Here is a 13,552-nt window from a genome sequence, read left to right on the forward strand (position 1 = left end):
GGCCCTGCGCCCACGACGCAGACGTCGACGCGGTCCGAGGGCGTCCGGTCGATTCCGTCAGCGTCGTTCGCCGCCATCAGTCCGGCCCCCGCTGGTAGGACGAGGTCCCGCCCGGGTGCCCTGGGGGTTCTCGATGCCCGCCAGCTCGCCGCCCGTCGGCGTCGTGAACAGCGCGTAGAGAAGCTCGTTCACGAGGTAGTAGCGGATGCGTTCTCTTTCGGAGCCCTCCGGGTCCGGGTCCGCGTGGTCGACGTCCATTCCGGAGAGCGCGCGGTCCCGCGTCTCGGCGTCGAGGTCGGCGAAGTCCTCGTCGTACCAGTCACGCGTGTACTCGTCGAGCGCTTCGACGGCGTCCGCGACCCCAGCGGCGTACGTCGGCCGGTCGCGGACCCGGGTGACGCTGTACTCGCTGACGAACGACTCGACGCCCTCGACCGCCGACGGGTAGACGACCCCGGCGACGGCGACGAGCGTCGCCACCTCGTGGTCTCCGATTGGGCCGTCATCTCCGGGTTCCGAGCGAAGGACCGCGCCCGTCCCGACGGCTACGCCGGTGGCCGCGAGCGCGGCGAGGACGTCGCGTCGCGTCAGCTCCATGCACCCCGTTCTTAGGTAAGCCTAATCTTCAGGGTTGTGTTTTCAGGGACGGCGACAGCAACCCGGGCTTTACGTCGACTGCCGCTATGGAGCGATGCATGGACACACGGCCGGTGCTGGCAGTCGCGCTCGCGGCCCTGTTCGTGACCGCCGGCTGTCAGGCACCAGTGACGCCACAGCAGTCGCCCGAGGACGTCGCCGCGACGACGCCCGCGGACACCGACCGGCCCGCTGATTCGGACAGCAGTACTGGGTCAGAAGCGGCCGACGCGTCGGACTCGACGACGGCGACAGACACCACGACAGGGACCGAATCGACGACGTCCAGTGATGCGACCGACTCCGGGGACGCCACCGAGTCGACCGAGTACCTCTCGGTGAACGACGAACTGGCCTTCGAGGTGGCCCCGATCTACGAGCGCGTCGGTCGGATGCTCGACGTCCCCGAGTCGGACTGGCCGTTCACCACGGTTCGCGTCGAAGACCCACCCGAGAGCGGGACCACGACGCGCGCGTCGACGAGCGGGTTCACGGAGTACGTCGGCATCGTGCCGCTCCCGGCCTCTGGCGACGGCGGCGGCGTCCAGACCGGTGCGTACGCCCGCGGGACCAGCGTCACGCTGTTCGACCACGAGAACGCCAGCGAGACGTTCCAGCGACACGTCCTCGCCCACGAGTTCGTTCACGTCTTCCAGTTCGAGGCCGGGTTCGACGGCCTCCAGCCCGAGGCAGACGTCGACGACCTGGACCTCCGGCGTGCGCGGCCGTTTCTCAAGACAGCCATGACGGAGGGGTCCGCGGAGTACGTCCAGGAGCGGTACCGCTTCCGCTACCAGAACGCCTCGCTGAACCAGACGCGACTGGGCGACGACTGGAAGGCGGCACCCGCCTACGTCAGGCACCGCATCGCGCCCTACGAGTACGGGTCGCGGTACTTCGCGATGCGCGTCGGGAACACCAGCGGAGTGACCGACGTCTACGACGACCCGCCGCGGACCGCCGAGCAGGTCATCCACGGCTACGACCCCGACGAGGAGCGAGCCCTGCCGCTGACGGTGGACGCGACGGACGGCGAAACCGGTTTCGAGTCCACGGGCGCGGTCACCAAGGGTGAACTGTTCGTGCGCCTCGCATTGTCCTCGGAACTGGACTGGGAGCGCGCCGCGGACGCATCAAGGGGGTGGGGGATGGACCGACTCCAGTACTTCGCTGGCGGGAGCGGCACTGACGGCTACGCGTGGACGCTGCGCTGGGACGACGCCAGCGAGGCAGCGCAGTTCACTGAGTCGTTCCGAACGTACGACAGCCGCAACGACGCCGCGTTCCGCGTGGAGACCGTCACCGACGAGACGGTCGTCGTGTTCGCCGGCCCGGAGACATTCGTCGAGGGCGCGTCGGCGACCGGGAACAGTTCAGCCGTGACGATTCACGCCTGACGTGCCGCCGACCGCTCCGGGACTGCTCACTCTCGCCACACTTATGCCGCGTTCTCCCTGTCATTCCACCAATGGAGCGACGACGCGTCCTCGCGACGCTCGCGGTCGTAGCGCTGCTCGTCGTCGCGGGCTGTCAGTCACCGGGCGCGCCGCAGTCGCCCGACGGCGGCGCCCCGACTGCGACTGCGACGAGCGACCCGGCGACGACGCGAGCGACGGCCGATTCGACGACGACCGAATCCACGACGGCCACGGCCAATTCCTCGGACGGCCTGGTGCGCGTCGACGACGACTTCGGGTTCGACGTCCCGCCGATCTACCACCGGGTCGGCCGCATGCTGGAGGTCCCCAGAGCGGATCGTCCCGAGGTCCAGGTCCGAACTGAGGACCCGCCCGACGACGGCGGCTCGGTCGTTGCCAGACCGCAGGGGTTCGTCGGTCTCGTTGGAATCGTCCCGCAGAATCCGGTGGGCGGCGACGAGAGCGTCGGGACCGCTGCTGTCGCCCGCGGCACGCTTGTCACGGTCTACAGCGACGGCGACCTGAACGCGACGCTCACCGAGAGCACGCTCGCTCACGAGTTCGCGCACGTCTACCAGTTCACCGCCCACGACCCCAGATCGGTGGTCAAGTCGCTCGGCCCGAACCGGAACAACGCGCGCCTCACGGAGGTGGTCGTCGAGGGGAGCGCGGAGTACGTCCAGGAGGAGTACGAGATTCGGCACCAGGACCGCGACGTCGACCAATCGGAGTTCGCTGCAGCCTGGAAGCGTGCGCCCGCGTTCCAGCGGTGGACCGTGGCGTCGTACGTGTACGGGTCGCGGTACGTGGAACTGCGCATCGACGACCCTGCGAACGTCACCGACGTCTACCAGAACCCCCCGCGGAGCACGGAACAGGTGATTCACGGCTTCACTCCGGACGAGGAACCAGTCGCGGACCTCACCGTGACTGCGGACACGACGGGCCCGTTCGCGTGGTCGAACGCCGCGACGAAGGGCGAGTTGTTCGCGCGCATCGCGCTGTCGACGGAACTGGACTGGGAGCGCGCCGCGGCCGCCGCCGAGGGCTGGGGCGCCGACCGCCTGCTGACGTTCTCGGACGGCGACCGGGCAGGCTACGCGTGGGCGCTGCGCTGGGACGACGCCAGCGAGGCCGACGAGTTCCGCGACGCGTTCGCCGATTACGACGACCGCAACGACGAACGGTTCCGCCTCGAGGCAGTGGGCGACGAGACCGTCGTCGTGTTCGCCGGGGCGGACGCCTTCGTCGAAAACGCGACCGCAACCGGGAACAGCTCCAGCGTCACCGTCAGCACGTAGGAGGCACCGTTAATCGGCGATCGGACGGCCACGTGACTGGTCGCGCGTCGCCGACGCGTCCTCTTACTGCCGCTCGATGCCGTGTTCGAGCGTGCCGACGCCCTCGACCTCGACTTCGACGCGGTCGCCGTCCTCGACCTCTGCGACGCCTTCCGGCGTCCCCGTGAGGATCACGTCGCCGCGCTCGAGAGTCATGTACTCCGTAATCTCGGCGAGTAGCTCGGGCACGCTGAAGATGAAGTGCTCGATGGACGACGACTGCCGGGTCTCGCCGTTCACGCGGAGTTCGATGTTGGCGTCCGCCGGGACCTCGTCGGGAGTCGCGAGCACCGGGCCGAGGGGCGCTGCGCCGTCGAAGGCTTTCCCGCGCACCCAGTTGCGTTCTTCCGACTGGTCGTCGCGGTTCGAGACGTCGTCGGCGCACGCGTAGCCGGCGACGACGTCCAGCGCGTCGTCCTCGTCGACGTGCCGGCACTGTTCGCCGATGACGACCGCGAGTTCTGCCTCGTGCTCGATTGTGTCCTTGCCGGACGGAACTGTGACTGTGTCGCCGTGACCGGCGAGCGCGTTCGGCGGTTTCAGGAACAACATCGGTCGGTCGGGAATCTCCGAGTTGCGCTCCTCGGCGTGCGCCGCGTAGTTGCGTCCAACGCAGACGATCTTCGACGGCTCGCTCGGCGGAAGCACGTCGACGTCCTCGACGTCGTACGTCCGGCCGCCGAACGAGACTGTGCCGTCCTCGTATTCGCCGCGCCGCACCGCTCCAGCGGGGTCGCGGAACCGCATCAAGTGCATGCCCCGGCATTCCGTCGGCCGCCGCGTAAGGGTTCCGGGTCCGGCAAGCGGCTGGTCGTACTGCCGAGTGAGACGCAACCGCACCGGTCGCGTCCCGCTACCAGCGGTGGTGAACGTGCTCGAAGACGTACTTCTCGTAGACGTCGCGCACCGCGCCGTGGACGCGGTGCTCGAGCGGCCGTGCGTTCGACGCCGCGACGTTGCTCCGGATGTGCTCGGGGCTCGTCGACCCGGGGATGACGGTGCTCACCGCGTCGAAGTCCAGGATCCAGCGGAGCGCGAACTGCGGGAGCGTGATGTCCTCGCGGACGTACTCGCGGAGTTCGTCGACGGCCGCAGCGCCGACGTCGAGGGGGACGCCCGCGAACGTCTCGCCGACATCGAAGGCCTCGCCCTCGCGGTTGAAGTTCCGGTGGTCGTTCTCGGGGAACTCCGTGTCGGCGTCGATTGTCCCCGTGAGGAGGCCCGAGGCAAGCGGGACGCGCACGATGACGCCGACGTTCTCGCTGGCGGCGGCGTCGAGGAAGCGCTCGGCGGGCCGCTGGCGGAACGGATTGAAGATGATCTGCACCGTCTCCACGCCCGGGTACTCGATGGCTTTCAGGCCCTCCTCGGCGCGTTCGACGCTGACGCCGTAGTGGTCGAGCTTGCCGGCGCTCCGGAGGTCCGCGAGCGCGTCGAACGTCTCGGGCTGATAGTAGGCATCCGTCGGCGGGCAGTGCAGTTGCAGGAGGTCCAGGGAGTCGACGCCGAGGTTCTCCCGGGACCGGTCCACGAACCGTTCGAGGTTCTCGTGGGTGTACCGGTCGGCCTCGTGAGGGTCGAGGCGTCGGCCCGCTTTCGTCGCGACGACGGGGTCCTCGGCTCGCTCGCTGAGGACCTCGCCGATGAGTTGCTCGCTGCGGCCGTCGCCGTACACGTCTGCTGTGTCGAGGAAGTTGACGCCCGCATCGAGCGCCGCTCGCAGCGCTTCCCTGCCCTCGCTTTCGGCGACGTCGCCCCACTCGCCACCGATCTCCCACGTCCCGAGGCTGACTTCGCTGACCTGGAATCCCGTCGAACCGAGTGCGCGAGTCTTCATACTGGCCCTCCGCCCCGGACCTACCTAACCGTGGGGGATTCTGCAGGGCTGTCCGGTTGGTCGCTCGCGGTGTCGTCCCTGCGCCGTCAGCTTTTATGTGGGATTCGGGAGTAGTTACACACGCTATGGAGTTGACCTGGCACGGACACTCGACGTGGCGCGTAGCCCTTGGGGACACGACACTGCTCATCGACCCGTTCTTCGACAACCCACACACGGACGTGGGACCGAGCGACCTCGACCCCGACTACGTCCTGCTGACGCACGGACACGCCGACCACATCGCGCACGTCGGCGAGTTCGCGGACGCACACGTCGTCGCGACGCCGGAACTGGCGGGGTACGTCGCCGACGAGTACGGCGTCACGGAGACGACCGGCATGAACCTCGGGGGCACCGTCGAGCTCGGGGACGCGTTCGTGTCGATGGTGCGCGCCGACCACACGAACGGCATCGAAACGGACTACCAGTACTCCGCGGGGACGCCCGCCGGCTACGTCGTCAGCGATACGAACCCGACGCAGGTCGCCGACGAGGAGAGCGAGACGTTCTACCACGCCGGCGACACCAGCCTCCAGACGGAGATGCGGGACGTCATCGCGCCGTTCCTGGAACCGGACGCCGTCGCCGTTCCCGTCGGCGACCACTTCACGATGGGGCCGCGGCAGGCGGCAGTCGCCGTGGACTGGCTGGACGCCGACGTCGCGTTCCCGATGCACTACGACACGTTCCCGCCCATCGAAATCGACACCCGGGACTTCGTCCGGGAGGTCGACGCCACCGGGAGCGACGCCGACGTCCACGTGCTGGACGGGGACGAGACGTTCGACCTGAGCGACGAACTCTACTACTGACGTCGAGCGGGAGCGCGACGGTCGCCGTGCCCCCTGTCGAACAGCAGCGGTCGCCGCGTTCGCCGCCGAAAGAACAACGCTTACGGCGCGGGCGCGACTTGCTCCGCCTGCAATGACCATCGAAGTCACGAGTACGTCGGAGGAAGGCTACGTCACGCGCTCCCGAGTGGGGGACTTCGAACTGACAGTCGACGCCACCGAAGAAGAGGGGCCGAGCCCGAACGGGACGCTGCTGGCCGACTACGCGTCGTGTTTCATCCCCGCGTTCCGCGTCGGCGGACAGAAGGAGGGCTTCGACGACCTCGGCCGCGTCGACATCGACGTCGAGGGCGACCTCGACGATGACGACGACCTCGAAGCGATCCGCTTCCACATTCTCGTGGAGGCGGACCTCGAGGACGACGAGTTCGACGCCGTCGTCGAACGCGCCGAGGGCATCTGCCACGTTCACAGCGCGCTCCGCGAGGAACTGCGCGCGGAGATCACGGGCGAAACCGGCGCCTTCTGAGGGGGTTCTCGCACCCGTCCCGTGGACGCGGTGCGTTTCGTCGTCGTAGCATACAAGCACACCCACCGCGTAGCCGACGGTATGACTACAGACTGGCAGGAGAAACTGGTCGGCGCCCGGATGACCGTCGACCGCAAGTTCAACGACCGTGTTCGCGGGTCGTCGCTGTCGAACTCCCAGTGGGGCCTCGTGATGACGGCCGTCGAGTTCGACATCGAGAACGCCGACGACCCGGAGTCGGCTCGCATCGTCGCGGACACGTCGAAACTCGAGCACGTGCTCCCGGAATTGGAGAACGTCGACGACCAGATGGGGGGCATGGGCGCCGCACCCGACAAGAGCAAGGACGGCGACGGCATGCTCGGCGGTATCAAGAGCGCGCTCGGCCTCGGCGGTGGCGGCGACAACACGGACGAACTCGAGATGGAGGCGAAACAACTCGCCGACGAGTACGCGCGCGAACTCCAGTCCCACCTCGAAACCGAGGGCCGTTGGAAGGACATCCGCGAGACGGCGGCGGACGACTGACCTGCGGCTATCGAGTACTCAGCTAGCGGCGCGAGCCGAACAAACGCACGTGGGAACCGCCCCGCGAGCGTCCCGACGCTGTGCTGGCGACTACGCGTCGCCGGAGTGGAACAGCGTCAGTTCTTCGGCCTCGTAGATGTTGAGGAGTTCCTCGACGAGTTCGTCGTAGGACTCGTCGCCCTGGCGGAGTGCGTCCAGTCGCTCGACTGTCTCCTCACTGAGGTGGACGTCGGGCATATCAGGACAGACGGCCGCCGGTAGCTTAAATGCACGGGCGAAACCGGACACAGCGTGGGCGTAGTCCGGCCGCGCCGCGATTGGAGCGTTCCCGGGATGCAAGCGCGGCCCAGGCGCGAAGGTTTTTGCCGCGCGGCGTCCACGCTACGAGTATGTCTGACGGCTTCAACCTCGACTTGCGGAACGCCGAGGAGGAAATCGACGTCCCGGAGGAGTTCGAGGGCGGCGTCGTCCTCGGCGTCCTCGACGGCACCACCCCGGACAGCGAGTGGCTCGCGGAAGTCGAGCGCGGGAACGTCCTCCTGCTCGCTGTCGACGGCGACCTGAACGAACTCGCAGCGGGGTTCGCGGGTGACGTGAAAGACGACGGCGGTACCCTCATGCACTTCCGGGAGTTCCTCGTCGTCGCACCGCCCGGCGTCGGCGTGGACGCTGACCGGCTCTGAGACGGCGAGCATAGACTCCAGAACCGCTTCGGCTGTTTTTGTTCGGTCGGCCATCCCAGGTCAGGCCTTCGTACGTAATTCCGTCCCGGCGCTGGATGATGTGCCGGCCGTCCACGACCACTGGCTTGGCCATCGCGTCGAATTCGTCGTCGAGGACGGCGAACTCGTTCCAGACCGCAACGGCGAGCGCACCGACAGCCCCGGTCGGGATAGCGGTCGTGCTGATCGCGAACCCGAGGTCAGCGCCACGTTCAGGCACGCCCCTCGAAAATGGCGTCCGCGGACGTGCCGTTACGGTTGAACGACGTGACCGTCGCGTGGATCACGTCGCCCTTCGAGATGCTGCTCGGGACGTCCTCCGTGAACAACACGAACCCCTCCACCTTCCCGACGGCGACGCGCTCCCCGGAGTGGTGGTCCGTGAACTCCGTGACGCCGAACGTGTAAGTCTCGCCGAGATCGACCGGTGCGTCCCGCTGTTGGGCGTTCTCGTGTGCGCGCTGCGACGCTGCTGCGCCCGACGACCGACGCCGCCGGAGCACCAGCACGACCAGCACGACGACGGCGGCGCCGGCGCCCGCAGCGACTAGACGATAATCCATGTGCAGTCCCTCGCGGCCGATTCCCTACAATCCATCGACTAGCCGCCGGACGCGGTGCCGACAGCACTCTGTCTCGGGGCTGCGTGCAGGAGCCACGCTCGTGTAGCGGGCCGGCAGTCAGTCAGGCTTGAACGTGAGATAGTGGCCGTCGGGGTCGCGGACGCGCACGGCGTCGTCGAGGTCAGTGACGCTGCATGCGCGGTCCCGCACCGCTGTGGCGGCTGCGTCGGGATCCGACGTCCGGAAGGCGAGGTCGGCGTGGACGCCGCCGCGGGCGTCGGCGATACCCAGCTGTGGCTCCCAGAGTTCGAGGTCCACGGGCCCCGTCAGGCGAACGCGGCGGCGCTCGTCGCCGCGGTCCGAGACCGCGAACCCGAGGTCGCGGTAGAAGGATTCCGCGTCCGCCAGTGACTCCACCTCGAGGACGACCTCGAAGACGCCTGTCAGAGGTTCGTCACCGTCTGCACCCCCGGTTCCGATTTCCACGCAGTGACCGTCCGGGTCGTCGAAGTACAGCGACCGCGCGGTCCCGAACTGGAACTCCGACAGATCGAAGTCCTCCCCGAGGCGGTCGCGCCACTCCGCGTAGTAGTCCTCCGTCGTGGAGAACGCGTAGTGGACGTGCAGCCCGCCGCGCGGCACGCCGCCGGGGTGTGGTTCTCGCAGCACGACGGTCGTGTCGCCGACCTCGTACGCGACTTCGTGGCCGTCTCGGTCGTCCTGGAGCTCCAAGTGGGTCTCGTAGAAATCCGCGGCGCGGTCGAGGAATTGGACTTCCAGCGCGAGCGAATCCAACACAGAGAGCATACCACTTGGTTTCCCGGCGAGAACTATAGGCGTACCCCGTTTTTTGGTGCTGGCTCCCTACGTGGAGGTATGCCGATGAAAGCCAGCGGGCGGGCCACTGATTACGCGGAAATCGACCGCTTCGACGGCGGGGCGGGCTGGATCGCCCATCCGGAGGAGGCGATGCAGCGCGCGAGCCACGTCCTCGATACCGAGGGCGGCGTCTGGGTGGTCGACCCGGTTGACGCGGAGGGCGTCGACGACCTGTTCGCGGAGTTCGGTGACGTTCGCGGAGTCGTCGTTCTGATGGACCGCCACGCCCGAGACGCCGTGTCGATAGCGGGCCGTCACGACGTCTCGGTCCACGTGCCGTCGTTCGTCAACCCGGGAATCGACGCGCCGACGCAGCCGATTTCGGGCGCGCTCCCGGACTCGAACTACGAGATCGTGCGCACCGTCGACTGGCCGGGCTGGGACGAAGCTGCGCTCTACGACGGCGAGACGCTCGTCGTCGGCGACGCGGTCGGCACGTCGGAGTACTTCACAGCGGGGACCGAACGCGTCGGCGTCCACCCGATGCTCCGCGTGAAGCCCCCGCGCGCGTTGCGGACGTTCCACCCGGAGCGTATTCTGGTCGGCCACGGCCGCGGCGTGCTGACCGACGCGAGTCAGGCGCTGACGCACGCGCTGGACGGCGCCCGTCGACGCGCGCCGGAAACCTGGCTCAACGGTCTGAAGGCGATGTTCTAGCCGGACGCTGCCCGTTCCGATTCCCCGCTCCGCGGGTGGCTCCGGAGGCGCTTCCGAGAAGCGCCGAACTCAATCCTCGCGCAGGTCGTCGATGCGGCGGCGCTGCTCGCGGTGCAGCGTGACGACGAGATCCGACAGTACGCCGTACATCAACAGCTGTACGCCGAGCAGGAGCAGGACGCCCGCGACCACCGTGAGTGCCTCGTGAGAGATTCCCTTCGCGAACCAGTCGTAGCCCACGTACGCCGCGAGCGCGGTGCCCGCGGCGCCGAGGACGGCGCCGACGCTCCCGAAGTAGAACAGTGGATTCGACGTCTTCGCGAGGCTGTACACGGTGAGGATGATGCGCCCGCCGTCCGAAATCGGGTGGAGGTTCGTCTCCGAGCCCTCGGGGCGCGCGCGGTAGGTGGTTGGAACGACCTCCACGGGGATGTTGTGGCGCGCGCACTCCACGGCCATCTCCGTCTCGATGCCGAAGCCCTCCGCCGAGAGGAACATCCGGTCGAAAGAGTCTCGCGTGAACGCGCGATATCCCGAGAGGATGTCCCCGTAGTCCTCGCCGTGGATGCGCTCGAACGCCGCATTGATGAGGCGGTTCCCGAACCTGTTGAGCCGCGTCATCGCGCCCGGCTGCATGTTAGCTGTGCGGTCGCCGACCACGTGTTCTGCATCACCATCGACGAGCGGGTCGAGGAGTCGCGGGGCCTGTTCGGGCGGGTTCGTACCGTCGCCGTCGAGCAGGAGGACGTACTGGTGGTTGATGTGGTCGACGCCCTCTCGGACGGCCTGGCCCTTCCCGGAGCCCGACTGCTCGATGACTTCCGCATCACACTCGGCGGCGATCTGGCGCGTCTCGTCCTCCGAGTGGCCGTCCACGACGAGAACGTGGCCGACGCCGACGTCGTACAGCCCCTCCACTACGTCGGCTATCGTCTTCGCTTCGTTCCGCGTCGGAACGAGCGCACACACGTCCTCGTACTCCGTCATTGCACGTGGGTGGACCGGGGGAGCGCAAAAGCGTATTCCTTTCGAGTAGTGGCGGAGGGGTTTTACCCCGACGCGTCCAACGCCGCTGTATGAACCTGCTTGCGGCGGCCGCGCTCTCCCTCCTCGCCGTGACGGCCGCGCCCTACGTCGGCTATCTCGCGCTCTACGCGTGGATTCGACCAGCGGGGTCACCAGCGGACAAACGGGACTGGGAGCCGTCGGTGAGCATCGTCCTCCCGACGTACAACGAAGCGGGCATCGTCGAAACGAAACTCGACGACGTCCTTGCACTGGACTACCCGATGGACGAGGTGGAACTCGTGGTCGTCGACTCGTCGACGGACGACACTCGCGAGATTATTCGCGGGTACTTCGATGATCTGGACGCGCCGGAACTCGTGTTACTGGAAGAGGACGAGCGACGCGGGTTGGCACCGGCGCTGAACGATGCTTACGAGGCGGCGTCCAAGGAGATGGTCGTGAAGACAGACTGCGACTCGAAGCTCTCGCCGGACGCGCTTCGGGAGGCCGCCGCAAATCTCGCTGACGACGAGGTTGCTGCCGTGACCGGGAGCAACGTCGAGGTGCTCGGTGGCAGCGAAGTCGAGTCCGGGTATCGCGGCGTCCAGTCGCACATCCAGCAACTGGAATCGCATTTGGACTCGACGCTCATCTTCCACGGGCCGTTCTCCGCGTTCGAGAACGACGCGCTGTTGCCGATTGACCCGAACTCGCTTGCTGACGACACGGAGTTGGCGTTGAAGATGCGGCGGCAGGGTCAGCGGGTGATTTTCGATCCCGCGATTCACTACATGGAGGCGAGTCACTCCGAGTTCGTGAAGCGACGCAAGCAGAAGGACCGACGTGGAATGGGTCTGATTCGGCTACTGGTGCAGCATCGTGACGCGCTCGGGAAGTACGGGGGCTACGGGAAAGTGGTGCTGCCGTTCAACTGGTGGTTCATGATCGTCTCGCCGTGGCTGCTCGCAGTAACGTTGTTGGTCTGGACGGCCGTTACAGTCTCTCTATTCGGCGTCGCTGGGCTAGCGTTACCTGCTGCTGTCGGCGCGTTCGCATATCTTGGTCAGGCCGATGTTCTCGGTCCACTGCAGGCGCTGTATTCGATTTTTGACACGCAGGTGTCGTTGCTGCGGGCGGGCGTAGAGTTACTCGTTGGTGACTCGGACGGGACGTGGGAGGTGGACGCGGAGTTGCGGGAGGCGTTTGAGTAATTAACTATCGACTTCGTCCTGATACTCCTGGAAAAGCGGATCGTCTTTCATTAACTCGTTTACTTTTTCGTGGTCCTGTGGCGTATCAATGGGATAGGTTTGGCGCGAAGTCTCAACTAGGCGAACGTCGTCACCATTCTCCAACAAGCGGAGCATGTCAATGGATTCGACCTGCTCCAGTTCAGTTTCGGCCATCTCAGTGAACTCGAAGAGAAAATCCCTCTCAAATGGAATCACGCATACCTGATGATAGACGGGCGCCTCTGTGTAGGAACCTTCGTGTATATTCGGAATTGGTGCCCGGGAGAAATACAGGGCGTTCCAGTCCTCGTCGACGACCACCTTGACGTTGTTCGGATCACGATACTCTTCCTCATCGGGGATTGGTTTAGCGAGGTTAGTAACCTTCACGTCTTCCTCATCGCGTACCGGCGCGATGGCGTCGTCTAACATGTCCGGATACACGAGAGGCTCGTCGCCTTGCATCACGACAACAATCTCAGCGTCGATCTGTTCGGCGGCCTCAGCTACTCGGTCGGTTGCCCGCGGATGTGACCCCGTCATGATTACATTGCCACCGAACGATTTGGTCTCCTGACGAATCTCCTCGTCGGGCGTAGCGACGTACGTCTCGTCGACGGAGTCGCTCATACGGGTACGGCGGTAGACGTGCTCTATCATGGTCAAGCCGTGGATGTCACAAAGCGGTTTGCCGGGATAGCGTGTCGATCCCATTCGAGCCGGGATAATGGCAGCAACCTCCATACTGCAATCCAGCCGTAGTGATACATAAAAACTACCGTCTCCCCCCACACGGGGAATGTTAGCAATCGCCACGAAGCGGAAGATAAATTTAATGCTGCGACACTACTGGCAGTACTGATGGAATCGCCGCGCGCGTCGATCATCGTCCGTTGCTATAACGAGGCCGACCACCTCGGAAAACTGCTGCACGGCCTCGCAGAGCAGACGTTGCAGGAATTCGAGATTATCCTGGTAGATTCAGGCTCGACCGACGGCACTATAGAAATCGCCGAGTCGTTCGCCGTCGACGAGGTCGTCTATATCGACCCAGAGGACTTCTCGTTCGGTCGCGCGCTGAACTACGGCTGCGAGGCAGCCAGCGGTGAGTTCTGCGTCATCGCGAGCGCTCACGTATACCCGAAACGGGACGACTGGCTCGAACAGTTGCTCGACATGTTCGAGGAGGACGTCGCGCTCGTGTACGGCAAACAGCGAGGCAACGATGTGACCACCTTCTCGGAGAATCAGATATTCAAGCAGTGGTTCCCTGCCCACGACATCGAGCGCCAGGACCACCCGTTCTGCAACAACGCGAATGCCGCCATCCGGCGCGAACTGTGGGAAGAGTATCCCTATGACGAGCAACT

General features: G+C 66.1%; 16 protein-coding genes and 1 pseudogene. 9 read left to right on the forward strand and 8 right to left on the reverse strand.

All coding sequences use genetic code 11. The annotated features are described in order from the left end of the window. Nucleotides 1-76: 76 nt before the first annotated feature. Nucleotides 77-597, reverse strand: a pseudogene (locus tag GRX66_RS10625) (gluconate 2-dehydrogenase subunit 3 family protein). Nucleotides 598-695: 98 nt separating this feature from the next. On the opposite strand from GRX66_RS10625, the gene GRX66_RS10630 reads away from it, so the two are divergent. Both GRX66_RS10630 and GRX66_RS10635 read left to right on the forward strand, forming a co-directional pair. Then, a complete protein-coding gene (locus GRX66_RS10630) occupies nt 696-2,033 on the forward strand; it encodes a hypothetical protein (protein ID WP_159526537.1) in 1,338 nt (445 codons plus the stop codon). A gap of 71 nt (nt 2,034-2,104) precedes the next feature. Continuing rightward, on the forward strand, nt 2,105-3,355 hold the full coding sequence (locus GRX66_RS10635) for a hypothetical protein (protein ID WP_159526538.1): 1,251 nt from the start codon (nt 2,105-2,107) through the stop codon (nt 3,353-3,355). A 63-nt stretch (nt 3,356-3,418) separates the two neighbouring features. On the opposite strand, the gene GRX66_RS10640 is transcribed toward GRX66_RS10635, so the two are convergent. Next, nucleotides 3,419-4,150 (reverse strand): fumarylacetoacetate hydrolase family protein, encoded by a 732-nt coding sequence (locus tag GRX66_RS10640; RefSeq protein ID WP_159526539.1) that lies wholly within the window; start codon nt 4,148-4,150, stop codon nt 3,419-3,421. Nucleotides 4,151-4,247: 97 nt separating this feature from the next. Further along, nucleotides 4,248-5,231, reverse strand: coding sequence for an aldo/keto reductase (locus GRX66_RS10645; RefSeq protein WP_159526540.1), 984 nt, complete (start codon nt 5,229-5,231; stop codon nt 4,248-4,250). Nucleotides 5,232-5,356: 125 nt separating this feature from the next. Between GRX66_RS10645 and GRX66_RS10650 the strand changes: the two genes are divergently transcribed. From GRX66_RS10650 to GRX66_RS10660, 3 genes are all read left to right on the forward strand, one after another. After that, on the forward strand, nt 5,357-6,085 hold the full coding sequence (locus GRX66_RS10650) for a metal-dependent hydrolase (RefSeq protein ID WP_159526541.1): 729 nt from the start codon (nt 5,357-5,359) through the stop codon (nt 6,083-6,085). 112 nt (nt 6,086-6,197) lie between these two features. After that, a complete protein-coding gene (locus tag GRX66_RS10655) occupies nt 6,198-6,593 on the forward strand; it encodes an OsmC family protein (protein WP_159526542.1) in 396 nt (131 codons plus the stop codon). An 81-nt stretch (nt 6,594-6,674) separates the two neighbouring features. Beyond that, on the forward strand, nt 6,675-7,121 hold the full coding sequence (locus GRX66_RS10660) for a DUF5799 family protein (protein ID WP_159526543.1): 447 nt from the start codon (nt 6,675-6,677) through the stop codon (nt 7,119-7,121). A gap of 90 nt (nt 7,122-7,211) precedes the next feature. Here the strand turns inward: GRX66_RS10660 and GRX66_RS19520 are convergent, their stop codons facing one another. Then, nucleotides 7,212-7,358, reverse strand: coding sequence for a DUF7557 family protein (locus GRX66_RS19520; protein WP_201292987.1), 147 nt, complete (start codon nt 7,356-7,358; stop codon nt 7,212-7,214). 152 nt (nt 7,359-7,510) lie between these two features. Here GRX66_RS19520 and GRX66_RS10665 point away from each other — a divergent pair, with 152 nt between their 5' ends. Further along, complete coding sequence (locus GRX66_RS10665; RefSeq protein WP_159526544.1) at nt 7,511-7,804, forward strand: DUF5779 family protein; 294 nt, start codon at nt 7,511-7,513, stop codon at nt 7,802-7,804. 251 nt (nt 7,805-8,055) lie between these two features. Here the strand turns inward: GRX66_RS10665 and GRX66_RS10675 are convergent, their stop codons facing one another. Both GRX66_RS10675 and GRX66_RS10680 read right to left on the reverse strand, forming a co-directional pair. After that, on the reverse strand, nt 8,056-8,406 hold the full coding sequence (locus GRX66_RS10675; protein WP_159526545.1) for a TRAM domain-containing protein: 351 nt from the start codon (nt 8,404-8,406) through the stop codon (nt 8,056-8,058). Nucleotides 8,407-8,523: 117 nt separating this feature from the next. Continuing rightward, nucleotides 8,524-9,213, reverse strand: coding sequence for a VOC family protein (locus GRX66_RS10680; RefSeq protein WP_159526546.1), 690 nt, complete (start codon nt 9,211-9,213; stop codon nt 8,524-8,526). A 69-nt stretch (nt 9,214-9,282) separates the two neighbouring features. Between GRX66_RS10680 and GRX66_RS10685 the strand changes: the two genes are divergently transcribed. Further along, a complete protein-coding gene (locus GRX66_RS10685; protein ID WP_159526547.1) occupies nt 9,283-9,942 on the forward strand; it encodes a hypothetical protein in 660 nt (219 codons plus the stop codon). A 69-nt stretch (nt 9,943-10,011) separates the two neighbouring features. Here GRX66_RS10685 and aglJ read toward each other — a convergent pair whose 3' ends face one another. Then, nucleotides 10,012-10,929, reverse strand: a complete 918-nt coding sequence (aglJ, locus tag GRX66_RS10690) for an S-layer glycoprotein N-glycosyltransferase AglJ (RefSeq protein WP_159526548.1) — start codon at nt 10,927-10,929, stop codon at nt 10,012-10,014. Between the two features lie 89 nt (nt 10,930-11,018). On the opposite strand from aglJ, the gene GRX66_RS10695 reads away from it, so the two are divergent. Then, a complete protein-coding gene (locus tag GRX66_RS10695; RefSeq protein WP_159526549.1) occupies nt 11,019-12,161 on the forward strand; it encodes a glycosyltransferase in 1,143 nt (380 codons plus the stop codon). Here the strand turns inward: GRX66_RS10695 and kdsB are convergent, their stop codons facing one another. Next, nucleotides 12,162-12,926: a 3-deoxy-manno-octulosonate cytidylyltransferase gene (gene kdsB / locus GRX66_RS10700; RefSeq protein ID WP_159526550.1), complete on the reverse strand. Its 765-nt coding sequence runs from the start codon at nt 12,924-12,926 to the stop codon at nt 12,162-12,164. A gap of 117 nt (nt 12,927-13,043) precedes the next feature. Here kdsB and GRX66_RS10705 point away from each other — a divergent pair. Continuing rightward, nucleotides 13,044-13,552 (forward strand): glycosyltransferase family 2 protein (locus GRX66_RS10705; RefSeq protein ID WP_159526551.1); only part of this gene is annotated, 509 nt, incomplete at its 3' end.

It is taken from the genome of Halobacterium bonnevillei, from assembly GCF_009831555.1.
Classification (GTDB): Archaea; Halobacteriota; Halobacteria; order Halobacteriales; family Halobacteriaceae; genus Halobacterium; species Halobacterium bonnevillei.